Source organism: Massilia frigida (assembly GCF_011682175.1).
In the GTDB taxonomy this organism is placed as follows: Bacteria; Pseudomonadota; Gammaproteobacteria; order Burkholderiales; family Burkholderiaceae_D; genus Telluria_A; species Telluria_A frigida.
In genome coordinates, this window is sequence record NZ_WHJG01000001.1 from 135,912 (window position 1) to 155,331 (window position 19,420).

Here is a 19,420-nt window from a genome sequence, read left to right on the forward strand (position 1 = left end):
TGCGCTCAGGCTGCCGATGCCAGATGGGCGTCGACCAGGGGCGCGATGGTGCCGGCGAATCGGTTGGCCAAGTCGTGGCCGCCGCCGGCGATGACGTGCAGACGGCTGTCAGGAAGCAAGCCCTGCAGGCGGGCGCCGACCGCCACCGGACTGATCGGATCGGCGTCGCCCCACAGCAGCAAGCTGGGCATGCGCAGCGTCTTGATGGCGGTGCTCAGGTCGCCCCGGTAATCGCTCAGCCAGCGCGGCACGGCTGGGTTGGCTGCAAGGAAGGCGGCGCGCCAATCCTCGGCGTGCAGGTCGGCCATGTCGACGCCGCCCGAGGTCACGGCCAGCACCAGATGGGTGACCAGGTCCGGGCGCTTGAGCGCAGCCTGGATGGCTACCACGCCCCCCATCGACTGGGCGATCAGCGCGCACGGGCGGTCGATCTGGCCGAGCACCATGGCGACCAGGCCGTCCATGCCGACGATGCCGGGATCGGCGGGCACCACGCCAAAGCCGGGCCAGCCGAGCAGGCAGCGCGATGCCGGATGCGCCAGCGCGGCGGAGGCCGGCTGCCAGAACGCCGGGTTGCCGCCGGCGCCGGGAAGGAAGATCAATTTTTCTGGCGTGGACATCATGATTCCTCTAGGCCTACCACCATGCGTAGCGGAACCAGTCGCGCCGGATGCCGATCAGCACGGCGGGCATGAGAACCAGCGTCGCCGTGATCACGATATAAAACCAGGTCAGCACGGTGGAGACGTTGAGCATCGCGGACAGGACCGATCCCTGCGGCAGCGGGCCATCGAAGGCGATGAGCGTGAGCGGGCTGACGAAAGCAATCGCCACGCTGAAACAGGAGGCGAAAAAGCGTCCCCAAGCGACGCGCCGGTACATCCCGACCATGCCGGCGCAGAGCCATAGCAAGAGCATCAGTTCCACGTAGAAACTCGATGGGTCACCAAGGTAGCGCTGTACCGAGCGCACGGCCGCGTACGCAAAGACGGCGATCAGGAGATAGTGCGCGAAGCGGGCATAACGAGGCATGGTAACGATTCAGTAAAGTGCTGCGGTAAAAATGAAGATAAGCCCGGCGGGCTGGTTCAGGGCCTTGGCGGCGGATTGGTGCTGGCCCAGCTGACCGGCGCGCCATCGGACGCCGCCTTGGGCGCCGCGCCGTGCGCGCGATGCCGCGCTGGCCATCAGGCTGTCGGACCGGAATTCATCGGCCATCCGGCGCTTGCCATAATTCGATCTTGTTGCCGTCCGGGTCAATCACCCATCCGAACTTGCCGTACTCCGATTCGTCGACCTTGTCTTCCACCGTGCAGCCTTCGGCGCGCAGTACGGCCAGCAAGGCGTGCAGGTCGTCGACCCGATAATTGATCATGAAGGACGCGGAACTCGGCGCAAAGTGCTTCGTGTCTTGCTCGAACAGGCTCCACACCGTGGCGCCCGTGCCGGCCGGGTTGTCCGGGCCAGCCCACTGGAAGGCGACGCCGCCCCATTCCTCGACCGCGAAGCCAAGATGCACCCGATACCATTCGGCCAGCCGCTGCGGGTCGGGGGATTTGAAGAACACACCGCCAATACCGGTGACACGTTTCATATCGGGCTCCTGGGTCAGTGCGTGTCGCGCAAGGGTGGCGACACACGGTGCCGCGTTAACGGCGGAAACAGATCGGAAGACAGCAGCAGGCAGGATGGCCCCGCGATGCGGACACGCGGCGACAATCAGGCCAGCAGAAAGACGGCCACCGCCAGGCCCAGCCCGCCCAGTACCATCATCCATGACGTACGCTCACGCTCGCGCTCGAAAATGAAGTCGTGCGGATTGTTCGGATCATAGAGCACATTGACGGGCTGCCTGGCGTCGACGTCGGCGACCAGCGCCTCCGGAAAACGCTGCTTTTTCACGATCTTGACACCGTTTTGCGCAGTGAAGCGAAACTCCGCCGTGTAGGTGCTGTAACCGCGCGACTTGCGTACGCTGTAGCCTTCAATGGGATCGACCACGGCAATTTTTCCGACCGACTGCAAGTGCGACATATGGGTCCTGTCCTTGATGCCGGCACCGACGAACACCACCCCGACCACCACGCCCAGGACCTTGTAAATCATGCGCTTTGCTGCCACTGACAATGTCTCCCGAATATATTGGCCGGCACACTGCGATTCATTGTGCTTTTTGGAAAGCCATTTTCGACGTGTTGAAGCGGACCTGTAAAGACTTGACATCCCATTGTAGAAAATTAACAACTATTCAAGGAAGCGCTTACTTGCTTGCGCGCTCGGCAATCCATTTGCGCAAGGCAATTCCCTCGGGGAAGCCACGGCACTGGGCGGCCGTTTCCCATGACAGCAAGGCAAAGCCCTTGCCGGTCCACAGCCATTTCATGGACGAGCCGCATTCGTTGGTCGCCCGCCACTTTTCGTGGCTGCTCAACTCGCCCTTGTCGAAATAGGCGTTGACCACGGAATTGTCGTTGTGCTTGCCAGCTAGGGGCAAGATGGCGGGCTCTGCGGCAAAAGGCGGCTTGTCGTTGGCGATCCAGGCCTCGGACGAGGATTGATAGCTGCCATGCCCGCACGCGATGAGCAGCAGCACCTTGTTGCCGGACAAACGGCTCAGGCTGCGCTCCTTCTCGCGCTCGTCTTCATCCTTGTCCCCGGACAATCCACCGCATGCGCGCTTGGCGATGGACTTGCTGATCGCCGCGAGCAGGCGCCTGTCGCCCGGGCGCGCGCGGGCCGGCGGCACGGCGCGCAGTAGCGGCACTGGCAGCGCCGGCAAGACGGAGGCTTCCTTTTTCGTTCCTTTGCGCACCAGGGCGCCGGGCGTGCCCACCCGCCCCTGCAGGTCATCCATCTTGAGCAAGGCGGCGCTGGCGCCGTTGAGCGACACGCTCCAGCGCCGGCTGCCGGCTTCGATCTCGGCGCGTTCGCCTTTGAGCAGCGCGGCAATCAGGCCGGCGGCCTGTTCCTCGTCGATCTCCTGCTCGGGAACGACATCGCGCACGGCCACCTGGCCGACCGTGAGCGTGACCTGGTCGGGCACGTTGCCGCGTCCGGTGTCGAGCATCAGCGTGAGTTGTACGGGCTGGCCGGGACCGGCCTCGCGCCGCAGGTAGAGGGCAGCGGGTTCCTCGCCATCGCGCTGGTAGCCGACGGCTTCGCAGCGGCGCGTGTTGTCGCAAGCGACGGCCCAGTCGCCGTAGGTGAAGTCGGTCGCGTTGGCGCTGCCGCCAGCGAGGGCGAGCAGGAGGCCGATACGGTGCAGTGCTTTCATGCGCGTTCCATGTCGAAGTTGAGCCGGTCTGGCAAATCAAGACAGCTTGTTTTTATTCTAAAAATATTTTTAAAGTGTCAACTAAACCTTGCGAAGCGTCAAGGCGGAAATCATCAACCCATCAGATGTAAGCGTCGTTGATAGCCACAGGGCGTTTGCTGTACACGAGGTTGACAGACGTGGCACGGCCGCAGCCGGTAATCCTTTAAAAATCAGTCACTTGGGAAATTGGCGGAAGTGGCACGGCGCTTGCATATAGATGAGTACGGCAGACTTTTCAGCAGGCGAGGATACGATGACAGCAGCGGCATACGAGAATTTCAGGAGCGAAGGCTATGCGCTGGCGGGCCAGGCGCACGATTTGCAGCGGCGCGTCAGGCTGTATCAGCGTGTGTATCGGGACTCTGGCAAGCGCCTGACGTTCGCCTTGATCGCCGCGCACGGCACCTTGTGGGCGTCGGGCTATTTCAAACTGGGAACGCTGGGGGCGCGCATCGCCTCGCTGCCGTGGCTGTGCATTCCCGGCATGCGCGCGCAAAAGCTTGCCGCGTTTACCGGGTTTCTGGACCAATTTCGCAGCATCAACCGCCAGGTCTGCGCCGAATCGTATGCCATTTTCTACTACACCAGACAGCATGGCGGCAGCGCCTTCATCCGCTCCGTGATCGGGGACCGGTTCACCGATCTGATGGTCGAATGCCATGCTTCCTGCGAGGCCGGTACCGAGTATCCCCGCCACAAGCGCGAAGCGCTGTTCCACGCCCTTATCGATTGGGAGCAGGAACATATCGTCGTACCCGGCGTGGAGAAAGCCTTCGCCGGCTTCGACTGGCCGCTGATTGCCTGGGTGGCCAGGCGTCCGGTGATCCGGTTTGCTTATTTCGGCAAGCACGACCGTCTGCGCTTCAACGATTTCGCACGCAAGGATGAACGCCTGGCTGCAGGCATGCACGCCTGCCGGCTCGCGGAAGACCTGGGGCTGCAAGCTGTCGAAGATGCGCTGGGTCGGCCGGATGCCGGTGCCAACGCCGATGTCCGCGACCGCGAGGAAAGGTCAATGGTGCCGAATGCAAGAGCCGGTAGCTGCGCGATGGTTAGCGAATGACGCTGGCACGTTCCATCATGCTGAACATTTCCGCTACTTTTGCCGCACCCGCTTGTAGACCTCATCCCCATTACGCTTGCCTATGACGAGTACCGCTACCTCGTCATTGCTGTCTGTGTAATTGATCCGGTACTCGCCTGCATCGACGCGTCGTTCGGTATGGTTTGATGCCTTGAGCCACTGACTGTCTTGAGGACGAGAATTTTCCAGAAGCGTTGTCATGGCCTTGCCGACTTGCCTGTACTGTTTTGCATCCAGGCTTTCCCAAAATTTCGCTGCACTCCTACTTAGTCTTAACGTTTTCATGGGCGTTATTCCTAAGTCTGTGCAGGAGACCCGCCACCTTTTCCAGCTCGGCAAAACCTTCCTGGCGCGTCGTCGCATCCGCCGCGTTCAATGTGGTGAAATTTGATTCTCTCAAGGTATTTCTCCTGATAAGGTCGAAGCGGTCGAGCTGTTCAGGCGCATGCGCTCGCACCTCGCTTTGACGTTCACGACAAACGATCGAACCAGTATGAGCGCGTGCAAAAACCGGGTCAAACGGCGCGCGTGCGGGCCAACTGAAATGCGCATCGGGTTTGATATGGCGCAATGGAGTCGTCCAGAGAAAGGTGCTATTGGCATAAAAAAACGGCACCGGGATCGCTCCTCGGTGCCGTTTTCGTGTGCGTCTAAGCTAGATTACGCTTCGTCGCTGTGCTGTGCCGCCGTGTTGTCTTCCATGGCTTGCAGCTCGGTCGCCATGTTTGCTTTTTCAGCATCCAGCAGCGCCTTGCGCTCTTCCACTTCCCACGCCTCTTTCTCTTTCTTGGCGCGGTGGAAGGCCAGACCGGTACCGCCAGGAATCAGGCGGCCGACGATGACGTTCTCTTTCAGGCCGCGTAGCGAATCGCGCTTGCCCATGATCGCCGCTTCGGTCAGCACGCGGGTGGTTTCCTGGAACGATGCGGCCGAGATGAACGAATCGGTCGACAGCGATGCCTTGGTAATACCCAGCAACACGTTTTCGTAGGTCGCAGGGATCTTGCCAGCGGCGATCACGCGATCGTTTTCGTCCAGCAGCTCCGAACGCTCGACCTGTTCGCCGACGATGTAGTTCGCATCGCCCGCTTCCACGATCTGCACGCGGCGCAGCATCTGGCGCACGATCACTTCGATGTGCTTGTCGTTAATCTTCACGCCTTGCAGACGGTACACGTCCTGCACTTCGTCAACGATGTAACGCGCCAGCGCTTCGATACCCAGCAGACGCAGGATGTCTTGCGGATCGGCCGGGCCGTCCACGATCATCTCGCCCTTGTTCACTACCTGGCCGTCGTGGACCAGCACTTGCTTGTCCTTGGTGATCAGGAACTCGTGCTTGTTGCCGTCCATGTCCGTGATTTCCAGACGCTGCTTGCCCTTGGTTTCTTTACCAAACGCAACCGTACCCGTGACTTCCGCCAGCATGCCGGCGTCTTTCGGCGAACGCGCTTCGAACAGCTCGGCAACCCGTGGCAGACCACCGGTAATGTCGCGCGTTTTTTGCGATTCGGTCGGGATACGTGCCAGCACTTCGCCGACCGATACCGATTGACCGTCCTTGACCATGATCAGCGCGCCGACCTGGAAGCCGATCGCCACCGAGTGTTCGGTACCGGCAATCTTGACTTCTTCGTTGACGTCGTTGAGCAGTTTCACTTGCGGACGCAGCGTTTTGGTCAGCGAACCGCGACGCTTCGCATCGATCGCCACCAGGGTTGCCAGACCGGTCACATCATCCACCTGACGTGCAACGGTGACGCCTTCTTCGACGTTCTCGAAGCGGACGGTACCGGCGTACTCGGTAATGATCGGACGGGTCAGCGGATCCCAGGTTGCCAGGGCCGTACCGGCCTTGATGACCATGCCATCCTTGACGATCAGGGTCGCGCCGTACGGCACTTTATGACGCTCGCGCTCACGGCCGTGGTCGTCCGTGATCAGCACTTCGCCGGAACGGGAAATGACGATCTGGGCGCCCTTGCCATTGGTAACGTAACGCATGGTCGCGGTGAAACGGATGGTACCGTTCGACTTCGCTTCCACCGACGATGCCACTGCCGCACGCGATGCCGCACCACCAATGTGGAAGGTACGCATGGTGAGCTGGGTACCCGGCTCACCAATCGACTGCGCAGCGACAACACCAACCGCTTCGCCGGCGTTGACCATCATGCCGCGGCCCAGGTCGCGGCCATAGCACTTGGCGCACAGGCCGAAGCGCGTTTCGCAAGTGAGCGGCGTGCGCACCTTGACTTCGTCGATCGACAGGCGTTCGATTTCTTCGACCATGTCTTCGTCGAGCAGGGAACCGGCTTCGTACAAGGTTTCCTGGGTTTCAGGATTGACGACATCATGCACGTTGACACGGCCGAGGATACGGTCGCGCAGCGGCTCGATGACTTCACCGCCTTCGACCATCGCCTTCATCAGCGCGCCGTTGGTGGTGCCGCAATCGTCCTCGATCACAACCAGATCCTGGGTCACGTCGACCAGACGGCGGGTCAGGTAACCCGAGTTCGCCGTTTTCAGTGCCGTATCGGCCAGACCTTTACGAGCGCCGTGGGTCGAAATGAAGTACTGCAACACGTTCAGGCCTTCGCGGAAGTTCGCGGTAATCGGCGTTTCGATAATCGAACCATCCGGCTTGGCCATCAGGCCTCGCATACCAGCCAACTGGCGAATCTGGGCTGCCGAACCGCGCGCGCCGGAGTCGGCCATCATGTAAATCGCGTTGAACGATTCCTGCGTCGACTTGGTGCCGTCGCGCTTGATGACATCTTCCACTTTGAGCTGGTCCATCATGGCCTTGCCGACTTCGTCCGAGGTCTTGCCCCAGATGTCGACCACCTTGTTGTAACGCTCGCCCGCAGTGACCAGACCGGAAGCGTACTGCTGCTCGATCTGTTTGACTTCCTGCTCTGCAGCGGAAATCAGGGTGACTTTTTGTGGTGGTACCAGCATGTCGTCGACGCAGATCGAAATACCGGCGCGCGTCGCGAGACGGAAACCGGACTGCATCAGCTTGTCGGCGAACACGACGGTGGCACGCAGGCCGCACTTGCGGAACGACGTGTTGATCAGCTTCGAAATCTCTTTCTTTTTCAGGGCGCGGTTCAGTACGGAGAACGGCAAGCCCTTCGGCAGGATTTCGGACAGGATCGCGCGGCCGACCGTGGTTTCGTAACGCGTGACGGTGCGCACGAATTCGTCGGTCTCGACATCCTTCGGGTTCTCGACGATACGCACGGTAATGCGGGTCGTCAGTTCGACTTCCTTGTTGTCGTAGGCGCGGATCACTTCCGAGACGTCGGTAAACAGCATACCTTCGTTCTTGGCGTTGATCGCTTCACGCGTCGCGTAGTACAGACCGAGCACGATATCCTGGGACGGCACGATCGACGGTTCGCCATTCGACGGGAACAGGATGTTGTTCGACGCCAGCATCAGCGTACGCGCTTCCATCTGCGCTTCGATCGACAGTGGGACGTGGACCGCCATCTGGTCACCGTCGAAGTCGGCGTTGAACGCGGCGCAGACGAGTGGGTGCAGCTGGATGGCCTTGCCTTCAATCAGGACTGGCTCGAAGGCCTGGATACCCAGGCGGTGCAGCGTCGGTGCGCGGTTGAGCATGACCGGGTGTTCGCGGATCACGTCTTCCAGGATGTCCCACACCACCGGTTCCTGGATCTCGACCAGCTTTTTGGCGGCCTTGATCGTCGTTGCCAGACCCATCAGTTCGAGCTTGTTGAAAATGAATGGCTTGAACAGTTCCAGCGCCATCAGTTTCGGCAAGCCGCACTGGTGCAGTTTGAGCTGGGGACCGACCACGATGACCGAACGGCCCGAATAGTCGACGCGCTTGCCCAGCAAGTTCTGACGGAAACGGCCGCCTTTACCCTTGATCATTTCAGCCAGCGATTTGAGCGGACGCTTGTTGGCGCCGGTCATCGCTTTACCGCGACGGCCGTTATCCAGCAGCGAATCGACCGCTTCTTGCAGCATGCGCTTTTCGTTACGCGTAATGATTTCCGGAGCGCGCAATTCCATCAGGCGCTTCAGGCGGTTATTACGGTTGATGACGCGGCGATACAGGTCGTTCAGGTCGGAGGTCGCAAAGCGGCCGCCGTCGAGCGGTACCAGCGGACGCAATTCCGGCGGCAGCACTGGCAGCACTTCCATGATCATCCAGTCCGGCTTGATGCCCGAACGCTGGAATGCCTCGAGCACCTTGAGGCGCTTGGCGTATTTCTTGATCTTCGCTTCGGACTTCGATTCCTTCAGTTCCACGCGCAGGGCTTCGGCATCGCGGTGGATGTCGATCGAGCGCAGCAGTTCACGGATACCTTCGGCGCCCATGAAGGCGGTGAAGTCGTCGCCGTACTCTTCGTACTTGGCGGCGTAGTCGTCTTCCGACATGATCTGGCACTTCTTCAGCGGGGTCATGCCTGGATCGGTCACGACGTATGCTTCGAAGTACAGAACGCGTTCGATATCGCGCAAGGTCATGTCCAGGACCATGCCCAGACGCGACGGCAAGGACTTCAGGAACCAGATGTGCGCGGTTGGCGAAGCGAGCTCGATGTGGCCCATGCGCTCACGGCGCACCTTGGCCAGCGTGACTTCGACGCCGCACTTTTCGCAGATCACACCGCGGTGTTTCAAGCGCTTGTACTTACCGCACAGGCACTCGTAGTCCTTGATAGGACCAAAGATTTTGGCGCAGAACAGACCGTCGCGTTCTGGCTTGAAGGTACGGTAGTTGATGGTTTCCGGCTTTTTTACTTCGCCGTAGGACCACGAACGGATTTTTTCAGGCGACGCCAGACCAATCTTGATCGCGTCGAACGTTTCGTTTTGCTGAACTTGCTTGAATAGATCGAGCAGTGCTTTCATGTATCACTCCAGGTGATTGAATTTCTATGTTGCAACTTCTGCCATCATCCCCGGACCAAGGGCCGGGGATGACGGGCGCTGGCGGGGACGACGGGCGCCGGCGGTATTAGTTACGTTCCAGGTCGATATCGATACCCAGCGAACGAATCTCTTTCACCAGCACGTTGAACGATTCCGGCATACCCGCGTCGATCACATGGTCGCCTTTGACCAGGTTTTCGTACACTTTGGTACGGCCGTTCACGTCATCCGACTTGACGGTCAGCATTTCTTGCAGCACATACGATGCGCCGTAGGCTTCCAGTGCCCAGACTTCCATCTCACCGAAACGCTGACCACCGAACTGGGCTTTACCGCCCAGTGGCTGCTGCGTGACCAGCGAGTAAGGACCGGTCGAACGCGCGTGCATCTTGTCGTCGACCAAGTGGTGCAGCTTCAGTACGTGCATGTAGCCAACAGTTACCTTGCGCTCGAACGCTTCGCCGGTGCGGCCGTCGTACATCGTGACCTGGTTCTTCGACGGTGTCATGCCGAGTTTGGTCGCGATATGGTCAGGATACGCCAGGTCCAGCATGCGATGGATTTCCGTCTCGTGCGCACCGTCGAACACGGGCGTCGCGAATGGCACGCCGTTCTTCAGGTTTTGCGACAAGGTCATGATCTCGTCGTCGCTGAAGTTGTCCAGGTCTTCCGTCTTGCCGGTTTCGTTGTAGATCAGGTTCAGGAACTTGCGCATGTCCTGGACCTTGGCTTGCGCTTTCAGCATTTCGCCGATGCGCAGGCCCAGGCCCTTGGCTGCCCAACCCAAGTGGGTCTCGAGAATCTGACCGACGTTCATCCGTGACGGCACGCCCAGCGGGTTCAGCACGATGTCGGCCGGGGTACCGTCCGCCATGTACGGCATGTCTTCGACTGGCACGATACGCGAAACCACACCCTTGTTACCGTGACGGCCGGCCATCTTGTCGCCCGACTGCAGGCGGCGCTTGACGGCCAGGTAGACTTTGACCATCTTTTGCACGCCAGGTTGCAGCTCATCACCCTGGGTCAACTTCTTGCGCTTCTCTTCGAAGGCCAGGTCGAACTGGTGACGCTTCTCGGCGATCGATTCCTTGATCGCTTCGAGGGCGGTGGCGGCATCGTCGTCAGCTGGACGGATATCGAACCAGTGGTACTTGTCGAGGTCGTCGAGGTACTCTTTGGTGATCTTCACGCCCTTGGCCAGCTTTTTAGGGCCGCCATTGACTACTTTGCCAATCAGCATTTTTTCCAGACGCTGGAAGGCATCGCCTTCCACAATACGCATCTGGTCGTTCAGGTCGAGGCGGAAACGCTTCAGTTCATCATCGATGATCTGCTGGGCGCGCTTGTCGCGGACGATGCCTTCACGGGTAAACACTTGCACGTCGATCACGGTGCCGACCATGCCCGAAGGCACGCGCAGCGAGGTGTCTTTGACGTCCGACGCCTTTTCGCCGAAAATCGCGCGCAGCAGCTTCTCTTCCGGGGTCAGCTGGGTTTCGCCTTTTGGCGTCACTTTACCGACCAGGGTGTCGCCAGCCTGGACTTCCGCACCGATGTAGACGATGCCGGACTCATCCAGACGAGCCAGCTGGTTTTCCGCCAGGTTCGAGATGTCGCGCGTAATTTCTTCGGCGCCCAGCTTGGTATCGCGTGCCACAACCGACAACTCTTCGATGTGAATCGAGGTGTAGCGGTCGTCTTTCACGACGTTTTCCGAGATCAGGATCGAATCCTCGAAGTTCAGACCGTTCCATGGCATAAATGCCACCAGCATATTCTGACCCAGAGCCAGTTCGCCCAGGTCGGTCGAAGCGCCATCGGCGATCACGTCGCGCTTGGCGACACGGTCGCCCACTTGCACGATCGGACGCTGGTTGATGTTGGTGTTCTGGTTGGAACGGGTGTACTTGATCAGGTTGTAGATGTCCACGCCGACTTCGCCCGCCAGTGCTTCGTCGTCGTTGACGCGAATCACCACACGGCCTGCATCGATGTAATCAACCACGCCGCCACGCAAGGCTTGCACGGTGGTGCCGGAGTCGACTGCCACGGTGCGTTCGATACCGGTACCGACGAAGGCTTTTTCAGGGCGCAGGCAAGGAACGGCCTGGCGCTGCATGTTGGCACCCATCAATGCGCGGTTCGCATCATCGTGTTCCAGGAACGGAATCAGCGAGGCAGCGACCGAGACGATCTGGCCTGGAGCCACGTCCATATACTGGATGCGCTCTGGCGAGACCAGGATGGTTTCGCCGGCTTCACGTGCGGACACCAGTTCATCCGACAAGGTGCCTTCGGACGAGATGGTCGCATTCGCCTGGGCGATGATGTAGCGGCCTTCTTCGATCGCGGACAGATAGTCGATCTTGTCGGTGACCATGCTGTTTTCGACCTTGCGGTACGGCGTCTCGAGGAAACCGTATTCGTTCAGGCGGGCAAACAGAGCCAGCGAGTTGATCAGACCAATGTTCGGGCCTTCTGGCGTTTCGATCGGGCACACGCGGCCATAGTGGGTCGGGTGCACGTCGCGCACTTCGAAGCCGGCACGTTCGCGGGTCAGACCACCAGGGCCCAGTGCGGAAACGCGGCGCTTGTGGGTGATTTCCGACAGCGGGTTGGTCTGGTCCATGAACTGCGACAGCTGGGACGAACCGAAGAACTCGCGAATCGCGGCCGAAATCGGCTTCGAGTTGATCAGGTCGTGCGGCATCAGGTTGTCCGCTTCGGCTTGGCCGAGGCGTTCCTTGACGGCGCGCTCAACGCGCACCAGGCCGGCACGGAATTGATTCTCCGCCAGTTCGCCGACGCAACGTACGCGACGGTTACCCAGGTGATCGATATCGTCGACTTCGCCGCGGCCATTGCGCAGTTCCACCAGGATCTTGATCACAGCCAGCACGTCGTCGTTCGACAGGGTCATCATGCCGGTCAGTTCATCGCGGCCGATGCGGCGGTTGAACTTCATGCGGCCGACGGCCGACAGGTCGTAGCGCTCAGGGCTGTAGAACAGGCCGTTGAACAGGGCTTCGACCGAATCTTCGGTTGGCGGCTCGCCTGGACGCATCATGCGGTAGATCGCCACTTTCGCAGCCATCTGGTCGGCGGTGTCGTCGATACGCAGGGTTTGCGAGATGTAGCCACCCTGGTCGAGGTCATTCGTGTACAGGGTCTGGATCTGGCTCACGGATGCGTCGCGCAGGCGGCCCAGCACGTCTTCGGTCAACTCGTCGTTGGCCGAGGCGATGACTTCGCCGGTGTCCGCATCGACGATGTTCTTGGCCAGCACGCGGCCAAGCAGGTAGTCTTCAGGCACGGAGATGTGCTTGATGCCGGCTGCTTCGATATCGCGCACGTGCTTGGCGTTGATACGCTTGTCTTTCAGCACCAATGCTTTACCGGATTTGTCCACGATGTCGAAACGCGCGACTTCGCCACGCAGGCGTTCGGCGACGAATTCCATCTCGGCGCCTTCGGAGCGCAGGTTGAAATTATCGAATACGAAGAAGTTCGCCAGGATCTGTTCGTGCGACATCCCGATGGCCTTCAGCAGGATCGTCACAGGCATCTTGCGGCGGCGATCGACGCGGAAGAACAGGATGTCCTTCGGATCGAACTCGAAGTCCAGCCACGAGCCGCGGTAAGGAATGATCCGTGCCGAGAACAGCAGCTTGCCCGACGAGTGGGTCTTGCCGCGGTCGTGTTCGAAGAACACGCCAGGCGAACGGTGCAGCTGCGAGACGATCACGCGCTCGGTACCGTTGATGACGAACGAGCCGGTGGTCGTCATGAGCGGCAATTCGCCCATGTAAACTTCTTGCTCTTTCATTTCCTTCACCACAGGCTTGGTCGGCGATTCTTTATCCAGAATCACCAGACGCACCTTGGCGCGCAGCGGCGACGCGAACGTCAGGCCACGCTGTTGGCATTCCTTGACGTCGAAAGCCGGGTCACCCAGGACATACGACAGGAATTCGAGACGCGCAAAACCATTGTGCGACACGATAGGGAAAATCGAGGTGAAAGCCGACTGCAGGCCGTCGTTCTTGCGGGTCGACGGGATGGTATCCGCTTGCAAGAAATTCTCGTAGGATTCAAGCTGTGTAGCCAGAAGGAAGGGAACGTTGTGAACGTTGGCGCGCTTCGCGAATGACTTGCGAATGCGTTTCTTCTCAGTAAATGAGTAGTGCATGGACACTCCGTGAGTGACAGAAAGGATGAGAATTCAGGAATTTCCAGGGCCGGGCGCGCACTAGAAAGGCCTCAAGTCTCGAACTTTTTGCCAGGTGATAAGAAGATAATACGAATACTACCGGGTACCGCTTAAGCATTACTTATACGACAGGGACGACAAAAGAGCCAAAGCCGCATCCTCCCCCTTTCGGGAGAGGACCGCAAGCTTTGACTCCGGCGCAGAACTGAACGCCAAATAAGGCTTTGTTGCTATTACTTGATTTCGGCTTTCGCGCCAGCTTCTTCCAGCTTTTTCTTGCCGGCTTCAGCGTCAGCTTTCGAGATCGCTTCTTTAACCGTTTTTGGTGCGCCATCGACCAGGTCTTTAGCTTCTTTCAAGCCCAGACCGGTGATTTCGCGAACTGCTTTAATAACGCCAACTTTGTTCGCGCCGAAATCAGCCAGGATCAGGTTGAATTCGGTCTGCTCTTCAACAACAGCTGCAGGACCTGCATTGTTGCCGCCGCCGCTGGATACTGCAGCTGCCGATACGCCGAATTTTTCTTCGAATGCCTTGACCAGGTCGTTCAGGTCCATTACGGACATTTCGCCAACTGCTGCCAGGATGTCGTCTTTGCTGATTGCCATTTGAAACTCCATTTATTTTGTGGAGGACAGTGCCGCTTTGCAGCGATGTCCTCTAATACGTTGTATAGATTGGTATTGACTAAAAAAAGCGCAAGTAATCGCGGACGATTACGCTGCTGCTGAGGCTTCTTCTGCTGCTGCAGTTTCTTCTGCAGGAGCGGCGCCTTCGCCTTTTTTCGCTGCCAGGGCAGCCAGACCACGTGCAAAGCTCGACACCGGCGTCAGCATCAGGCCCAGGATCTGGGCGATGAGGACTTCACGGCTAGGAATGCTTGCCAACGCGACAACAGCTGCTTTATCCAGCTGCTTGCCTGCGTAGTTACCTGCGGTAATAACCAGTTTGTCGTTGGTTTTAGCAAAGTCAGCGATGACTTTAGCTGCTGCAACGGCATCATCCGAGATCGAGTAGATCAGCGGACCGACCATCGAGTCGGCCAGGTTAGCAAACTGCGTACCTTCAACGGATTTGCGAGCCAGCGTGTTCTTCAGAACACGCAGGTACACACCCTGGGTACGCGCTTTGGCACGAAGTTGCGTCAAGTGACCAACCTGGATGCCACGATATTCGGCCACGACGATGGTTTGCGCAGTTGCTACTTTTGCGGAAACTTCGGCGACGACGGCCTTTTTGTCATTCAGATTGAGACCCACGGTCAACCTCCTAAAATGATGCGCGGCAAATGCCTTGCATCGGTTCGAACAACGGCGTCCGACGTTTAGAAGTACAACTGAGCGGATGAATTCACGCAGCGGGACTAACAAAACTTGCTCGGGTGCACCATCTGCGTTGGGTGATCTATTAACCTCCAGCCTGCCTGCTGCCTTCAGCCCAACGGTCTTTGATTGTCTGCCCGGGTTTGCGCCCGGACATCCCAAAGAGTCGCCACGGTTTGCACCGTGGACTTAATTTTGTACTTGAAGCCGAAACTTAAGCAGCCAGGGAACCCTGGTCGACGCGAACGCCGGCGCCCATGGTCGACGACAGGGCTACCTTGCGCAGGTAAACACCTTTCGACGAGGCTGGCTTAGCCTTGTTCAGTGCATCGATCAGCGCAACCAGGTTGGCTTTCAGGTCAGCGTCAGCGAACGATTTACGGCCGATCGTTGCGTGGATGATACCTGCCTTGTCGGTACGGTACTGAACCTGGCCGGCTTTCGCGTTTTTCACGGCGGTAGCGACGTCAGGAGTAACAGTGCCGACTTTCGGGTTAGGCATCAGGCCGCGTGGTCCCAGGATCTGGCCCAGGGTACCAACGATACGCATGGTATCTGGCGAAGCGATGACGATATCGAAAGGCATGTTGCCGGCTTTAACCATCTCAGCCAGGTCTTCCATACCAACGATGTCGGCGCCGGCAGCTTTTGCCTGCTCGGCTTTTTCGCCGGTTGCAAATACTGCAACGCGAACGGTCTTGCCGGTGCCTGCTGGCAGAACGACGGAGCCGCGCACGACTTGATCCGACTTCTTAGGATCCACGCCCAGCTGAACCGATACGTCGATCGATTCGTTGAACTTGGCGGTGGCGAATTCTTTCACCAGAGCGACTGCATTGTCGAAGCCGTAGGACTTGTTACGGTCGACTTTGGCTTTGATTGCTTTAACGCGTTTGGACAGCTTAGCCATTACAGACCCTCCACCGTGATGCCGATCGAACGAGCGGAACCGGCGATGATGCGCACTGCGGCATCCATGTCGGCAGCGGTCAGATCCGGCTGTTTGATTTTAGCGATTTCTTCAGCTTGAGCGCGGGTCAGCTTGCCTACCTTGGTGGTATGTGGCGTTGGCGAACCTTTGGTGATGCCGGCGAACTTCTTGATCAGGTAAGTCGCTGGAGGGGTCTTCATCACGAAAGTGAAGGACTTGTCCGCGAACGCCGTGATCACGACTGGAATTGGCATACCTGGCTCTTGACCCTGGGTCTGGGCGTTGAACGCCTTGCAGAATTCCATGATGTTCAGGCCGCGCTGACCCAGTGCTGGGCCAATCGGTGGGGATGGGTTTGCTTTACCAGCTGGCACTTGCAGCTTGATAAAACCAATGATTTTCTTTGCCATGATGGCTCCTATCTTGGATTGAGTAGTAGCGCCCCGCCGGTACAATCATGGCAGGGCTCCTCTTACCGGGTTCCGCTTAAACTGCCGCGACGCCCCGATTAGGCGTTTTACCATCGTCGCTCCCGCGAAGGGCTCGGCGCCCCCGCGGTTGCCCAAGTTTCTATGCGTTACCACCGGCACACACTTGGATCCCCGCCGAGTGCCGTCTTGGCGCGGGGATGACGTTTTAGACTTTCTCGACCTGGCCGAACTCGAGTTCGACTGGCGTTGCACGACCGAAGATGGTAACCGAGACGCGCACTTTGGATTTCTCGTAATTGACTTCTTCGACGTTGCCGTTGAAGTCGGTGAACGGACCATCCTTGATACGCACTTGCTCGCCCACTTCGTACAGCACTTTCGGGCGTGGCTTCTCGATGCCTTCTTGCATCTGCTGCATGATCTTGTCGATTTCGCGCGCGGGAATCGGCGTCGGCTTGTTCGACTTACCGCCAATAAAGCCGGTGACCTTGCTGGTGTTCTTGACCAAGTGCCAGGTCTCGTCCGTCATTTCCATTTCAACCAGCACATAGCCTGGGAAGAAACGACGTTCGGTAACCGACTTCTGGCCGTTCTTGACTTCAACGACTTCTTCGACCGGCACCAGGATGCGGCCGAACTGATCTTGCATACCGGCGCGCTCGACGCGCTCGGTCAGTGCACGCATGACACTTTTTTCCATGCCGGAATAAGCATGCACAACGTACCAGCGCTTGTTGCTAACTGGCACGCTCAGTGCTGCGCCAGCGTCTTGTGCCGGAGCGTCTACGCCCGGCACCGAAGCGTCGGCCGCCGGAGCGTCAACCGCTGGTTCGCCGGCCGCATCATCTTGCACATTTTCGCTCATGTTATTTCCAACCCAGGATCACGTCGTACAACAAAAATTCAAGCATCTGGTCCGTGCCCCACAGAAACAGCGCCATGACGGTCACAAACGCAAACACGATACCCGTGATCTGCATAGCTTCTTTGGGAGCGGGCCAAACGACTTTCTTGGTCTCGCGCACAGATTCTTTGGCGAAATTCAAGAAATCACGACCACTGGACGAAGTCCACAAAAGCAGGACGGCAAAAACTAAACCAGCCGCGAGTGCGGAACCGCACATCCAAGCTGGTTTACTTTGGCCCTTCAGGTAGAAGAACCCGACGACCCCTGCAATCGCGGCAACCACTGCCAGCGCGACTTTAAACTTGTCGTTCGACGTGCTGACGGTTTGCACGGATTGATTAGACATACGTTTTTACTTTCGGTGCCCTGCACCAGAACGGTGGCAGGGACGGAGGGCATCGAACCCCCAACCTTCGGTTTTGGAGACCGACGCTCTGCCAATTGAGCTACGTCCCTACGTAAAACTTCAGTGGAATCAGCAATTATACCATCGTCCGGCCGCTGATGGCAAGCTGCTGATTTCGGCGGAGCGCCGGACGGAGAGTCCGGGCTCGCCCTAACTAATTACTTGCCAGCGACTTCGCTGAGAATCTTTGCAACAACACCTGCACCAACGGTACGGCCACCTTCGCGGATGGCGAAACGCAGGCCTTCTTCCATCGCGATCGGGTTGATCAGCTTGACGGTGATCGACACGTTATCGCCTGGCATAACCATTTCTTTGTCCGCTGGCAACTCGATCGAACCAGTCACGTCCGTCGTACGGAAGTAGAACTGTGGACGATAGTTGTTGAAGAACGGGGTGTGACGGCCGCCTTCGTCTTTCGACAGGACATAGATCTCGCCGGTGAAGTGATTGTGCGGCTTGATCGAGTTTGGCTTGGCCAGAACCTGGCCACGCTGCACGTCTTCACGCTTGGTGCCGCGCAACAGCAGACCGACGTTGTCGCCAGCTTGACCCTGGTCCAGCAGCTTGCGGAACATTTCCACGCCGGTGCAAGTGGTCTTGACGGTGTCGGAGATGCCGACGATTTCGATTTCTTCGCCAACTTTAACAACACCGCGCTCGATACGGCCGGTCACAACGGTGCCGCGACCCGAGATCGAGAACACGTCTTCCACAGGCATCAGGAAGGCGCCGTCGATTGCGCGCTCTGGCGTCGGGATGTAGGTGTCGAGTGCGTCGGCCAGGGCCATGATCGCCACTTCGCCCATTTCGCCGGTATTGCCTTCGAGGGCCATACGTGCCGAACCCTTGATGATTGGCAGGTCGTCGCCTGGGAACTCGTATTTCGACAAGAGCTCACGCACTTCCATTTCAACCAGTTCCAGCAGTTCTGCGTCGTCGACCAGGTCGCACTTGTTCAGGAACACGATGATGTAAGGAACGCCAACCTGGCGTGCCAGCAGGATGTGCTCGCGGGTCTGTGGCATTGGGCCGTCAGCTGCGGAGCAAACCAGGATCGCGCCATCCATCTGTGCTGCGCCGGTGATCATGTTCTTGATGTAATCGGCGTGGCCTGGGCAGTCAACGTGAGCGTAGTGGCGGTTAGCCGTTTCGTACTCGACGTGAGCGGTGTTGATGGTGATGCCGCGCGCTTTTTCTTCTGGTGCTGCATCGATCTGGTCGTATGCTTTTGCTTCGCCGCCGAATTTCTTCGACAGAACGGTTGCGATAGCTGCCGTCAGGGTGGTCTTGCCGTGATCAACGTGTCCGATGGTACCGACGTTGACGTGCGGCTTGGTCCGTTCGAATTTACCTTTTGCCATTTTAGACTCCTAACGATTTTGAGTGTGACCAGGCACGCGCCTGACTAACTATTGAATACTGCGACTGTTGCGTATGCCGTGAGGCATTGAATTCTGGTGCCCTTTACGTGGATTGAACACGTGGCCTCTCCCTTACCAAGGGAGTGCTCTACCACTGAGCTAAAAGGGCGATTATGTATTACGATTTTGCGATCTTGCTGCCACCGATCGCGCATTGCATGAAGCACTGGAGCGGGTGAAGGGAATCGAACCCTCGTCGTAAGCTTGGAAGGCTTCTGCTCTACCATTGAGCTACACCCGCGAGTTACTACTTCACCGACTACAACATCTTCTGCAACAACTTGGTGGAGGGGGCTGGATTCGAACCAGCGTACTCATAGAGAACAGATTTACAGTCTGTCGCCTTTAACCACTCGGCCACCCCTCCGCGAGGAACCGCAGAGTATGAAGCAAGATCAACATGCTGTCAATTATATTTGCAGGGTGCTTTCTGCTATCTCACTGACGTCTTGCTTCGGGGCGTGATTGT

Annotated in this window: 18 protein-coding genes and 4 tRNA genes; 1 reads left to right on the forward strand and 21 read right to left on the reverse strand. The window is 58.5% G+C overall.

The genetic code is table 11. The features are described from left to right. Positions 1–5: 5 nt before the first annotated feature. The 6 genes from F2P44_RS00600 to F2P44_RS00625 all read right to left on the reverse strand — a co-directional run bounded on the left by F2P44_RS00600 (position 6) and on the right by F2P44_RS00625 (position 3,274). A complete protein-coding gene (locus tag F2P44_RS00600; RefSeq protein ID WP_167084063.1) occupies positions 6–620 on the reverse strand; it encodes an alpha/beta fold hydrolase in 615 nt (204 codons plus the stop codon). A gap of 16 nt (positions 621–636) precedes the next feature. Next, the gene (locus F2P44_RS00605) at positions 637–1,032 is read right to left on the reverse strand and encodes a hypothetical protein (protein ID WP_167084065.1); all 396 of its coding nucleotides are present in this window, start codon (positions 1,030–1,032) and stop codon (positions 637–639) included. A gap of 9 nt (positions 1,033–1,041) precedes the next feature. Beyond that, positions 1,042–1,218 carry a hypothetical protein gene (locus F2P44_RS00610; protein ID WP_167084067.1) on the reverse strand — a complete coding sequence of 59 codons (177 nt, stop codon included), beginning with the start codon at positions 1,216–1,218 and terminating at the stop codon, positions 1,042–1,044. Next, the gene (locus tag F2P44_RS00615) at positions 1,208–1,594 is read right to left on the reverse strand and encodes a VOC family protein (RefSeq protein WP_167084069.1); all 387 of its coding nucleotides are present in this window, start codon (positions 1,592–1,594) and stop codon (positions 1,208–1,210) included. Before F2P44_RS00615 ends, F2P44_RS00610 begins: the two co-directional genes overlap by 11 nt. Before the next feature lie 125 nt (positions 1,595–1,719). Beyond that, positions 1,720–2,106 (reverse strand): DUF3592 domain-containing protein, encoded by a 387-nt coding sequence (locus tag F2P44_RS00620; protein WP_167084071.1) that lies wholly within the window; start codon positions 2,104–2,106, stop codon positions 1,720–1,722. 154 nt (positions 2,107–2,260) lie between these two features. Continuing rightward, positions 2,261–3,274 (reverse strand): DUF1176 domain-containing protein, encoded by a 1,014-nt coding sequence (locus tag F2P44_RS00625; RefSeq protein WP_167084073.1) that lies wholly within the window; start codon positions 3,272–3,274, stop codon positions 2,261–2,263. Positions 3,275–3,569: 295 nt separating this feature from the next. On the opposite strand from F2P44_RS00625, the gene F2P44_RS00630 reads away from it, so the two are divergent. Then, the gene (locus tag F2P44_RS00630; protein ID WP_167084075.1) at positions 3,570–4,379 is read left to right on the forward strand and encodes a hypothetical protein; all 810 of its coding nucleotides are present in this window, start codon (positions 3,570–3,572) and stop codon (positions 4,377–4,379) included. 33 nt (positions 4,380–4,412) lie between these two features. Here F2P44_RS00630 and F2P44_RS00635 read toward each other — a convergent pair whose 3' ends face one another. The 15 genes from F2P44_RS00635 to F2P44_RS00705 all read right to left on the reverse strand — a co-directional run bounded on the left by F2P44_RS00635 (position 4,413) and on the right by F2P44_RS00705 (position 19,318). Continuing rightward, positions 4,413–4,685: a type II toxin-antitoxin system RelE family toxin gene (locus tag F2P44_RS00635; protein WP_167084077.1), complete on the reverse strand. Its 273-nt coding sequence runs from the start codon at positions 4,683–4,685 to the stop codon at positions 4,413–4,415. Continuing rightward, entirely contained in the window at positions 4,663–5,016 is a 354-nt protein-coding gene (locus F2P44_RS00640; RefSeq protein WP_167084079.1) for a hypothetical protein, read from the reverse strand. Before F2P44_RS00640 ends, F2P44_RS00635 begins: the two co-directional genes overlap by 23 nt. A gap of 44 nt (positions 5,017–5,060) precedes the next feature. Then, entirely contained in the window at positions 5,061–9,296 is a 4,236-nt protein-coding gene (rpoC, locus tag F2P44_RS00645) for a DNA-directed RNA polymerase subunit beta' (RefSeq protein ID WP_167084081.1), read from the reverse strand. 106 nt (positions 9,297–9,402) lie between these two features. Beyond that, on the reverse strand, positions 9,403–13,509 hold the full coding sequence (rpoB, locus tag F2P44_RS00650) for a DNA-directed RNA polymerase subunit beta (RefSeq protein ID WP_167084083.1): 4,107 nt from the start codon (positions 13,507–13,509) through the stop codon (positions 9,403–9,405). A gap of 254 nt (positions 13,510–13,763) precedes the next feature. Next, complete coding sequence (gene rplL, locus F2P44_RS00655) at positions 13,764–14,138, reverse strand: 50S ribosomal protein L7/L12 (RefSeq protein WP_167084085.1); 375 nt, start codon at positions 14,136–14,138, stop codon at positions 13,764–13,766. Between the two features lie 108 nt (positions 14,139–14,246). Next, entirely contained in the window at positions 14,247–14,789 is a 543-nt protein-coding gene (gene rplJ / locus F2P44_RS00660; protein ID WP_167084086.1) for a 50S ribosomal protein L10, read from the reverse strand. 277 nt (positions 14,790–15,066) lie between these two features. Further along, entirely contained in the window at positions 15,067–15,762 is a 696-nt protein-coding gene (gene rplA, locus F2P44_RS00665; protein ID WP_054265746.1) for a 50S ribosomal protein L1, read from the reverse strand. Continuing rightward, positions 15,762–16,193, reverse strand: coding sequence for a 50S ribosomal protein L11 (gene rplK / locus F2P44_RS00670; RefSeq protein WP_054265745.1), 432 nt, complete (start codon positions 16,191–16,193; stop codon positions 15,762–15,764). The genes rplA and rplK overlap by 1 nt, the downstream gene beginning before the upstream one ends. A gap of 226 nt (positions 16,194–16,419) precedes the next feature. Continuing rightward, the gene (nusG, locus tag F2P44_RS00675; RefSeq protein ID WP_167084087.1) at positions 16,420–17,079 is read right to left on the reverse strand and encodes a transcription termination/antitermination protein NusG; all 660 of its coding nucleotides are present in this window, start codon (positions 17,077–17,079) and stop codon (positions 16,420–16,422) included. Between the two features lies 1 nt (position 17,080). After that, the gene (gene secE, locus F2P44_RS00680) at positions 17,081–17,467 is read right to left on the reverse strand and encodes a preprotein translocase subunit SecE (protein ID WP_167084088.1); all 387 of its coding nucleotides are present in this window, start codon (positions 17,465–17,467) and stop codon (positions 17,081–17,083) included. 34 nt (positions 17,468–17,501) lie between these two features. Then, a tRNA-Trp gene (locus F2P44_RS00685) sits at positions 17,502–17,577 on the reverse strand. A gap of 108 nt (positions 17,578–17,685) precedes the next feature. Next, positions 17,686–18,891, reverse strand: coding sequence for an elongation factor Tu (gene tuf / locus F2P44_RS00690; protein ID WP_054265742.1), 1,206 nt, complete (start codon positions 18,889–18,891; stop codon positions 17,686–17,688). Positions 18,892–18,985: 94 nt separating this feature from the next. After that, positions 18,986–19,060 (reverse strand) — tRNA-Thr (locus F2P44_RS00695). Positions 19,061–19,118: 58 nt separating this feature from the next. Continuing rightward, positions 19,119–19,192, reverse strand: a tRNA-Gly gene (locus tag F2P44_RS00700). Between the two features lie 41 nt (positions 19,193–19,233). Then, a tRNA-Tyr gene (locus tag F2P44_RS00705) sits at positions 19,234–19,318 on the reverse strand. Between the last annotated feature and the right edge of the window lie 102 nt (positions 19,319–19,420).

Bases quoted from the DNA above. Each gene is read 5' to 3' on its own strand.
- nusG (WP_167084087.1), bottom strand. From the start codon at position 17,079: ATGAGCGAAAATGTGCAAGATGATGCGGCCGGCGAACCAGCGGTTGAC.
- rplA (WP_054265746.1), bottom strand. From the start codon at position 15,762: ATGGCTAAGCTGTCCAAACGCGTTAAAGCAATCAAAGCCAAAGTCGAC.
- F2P44_RS00600 (WP_167084063.1), bottom strand. From the start codon at position 620: ATGTCCACGCCAGAAAAATTGATCTTCCTTCCCGGCGCCGGCGGCAAC.
- F2P44_RS00635 (WP_167084077.1), bottom strand. From the start codon at position 4,685: ATGAAAACGTTAAGACTAAGTAGGAGTGCAGCGAAATTTTGGGAAAGC.
- F2P44_RS00605 (WP_167084065.1), bottom strand. From the start codon at position 1,032: ATGCCTCGTTATGCCCGCTTCGCGCACTATCTCCTGATCGCCGTCTTT.
- F2P44_RS00620 (WP_167084071.1), bottom strand. From the start codon at position 2,106: ATGATTTACAAGGTCCTGGGCGTGGTGGTCGGGGTGGTGTTCGTCGGT.
- F2P44_RS00615 (WP_167084069.1), bottom strand. From the start codon at position 1,594: ATGAAACGTGTCACCGGTATTGGCGGTGTGTTCTTCAAATCCCCCGAC.
- F2P44_RS00625 (WP_167084073.1), bottom strand. From the start codon at position 3,274: ATGAAAGCACTGCACCGTATCGGCCTCCTGCTCGCCCTCGCTGGCGGC.
- secE (WP_167084088.1), bottom strand. From the start codon at position 17,467: ATGTCTAATCAATCCGTGCAAACCGTCAGCACGTCGAACGACAAGTTT.
- tuf (WP_054265742.1), bottom strand. From the start codon at position 18,891: ATGGCAAAAGGTAAATTCGAACGGACCAAGCCGCACGTCAACGTCGGT.
- rpoB (WP_167084083.1), bottom strand. From the start codon at position 13,509: ATGCACTACTCATTTACTGAGAAGAAACGCATTCGCAAGTCATTCGCG.
- rplK (WP_054265745.1), bottom strand. From the start codon at position 16,193: ATGGCAAAGAAAATCATTGGTTTTATCAAGCTGCAAGTGCCAGCTGGT.
- rplL (WP_167084085.1), bottom strand. From the start codon at position 14,138: ATGGCAATCAGCAAAGACGACATCCTGGCAGCAGTTGGCGAAATGTCC.
- rpoC (WP_167084081.1), bottom strand. From the start codon at position 9,296: ATGAAAGCACTGCTCGATCTATTCAAGCAAGTTCAGCAAAACGAAACG.
- F2P44_RS00630 (WP_167084075.1), top strand. From the start codon at position 3,570: ATGACAGCAGCGGCATACGAGAATTTCAGGAGCGAAGGCTATGCGCTG.
- F2P44_RS00610 (WP_167084067.1), bottom strand. From the start codon at position 1,218: ATGGCCGATGAATTCCGGTCCGACAGCCTGATGGCCAGCGCGGCATCG.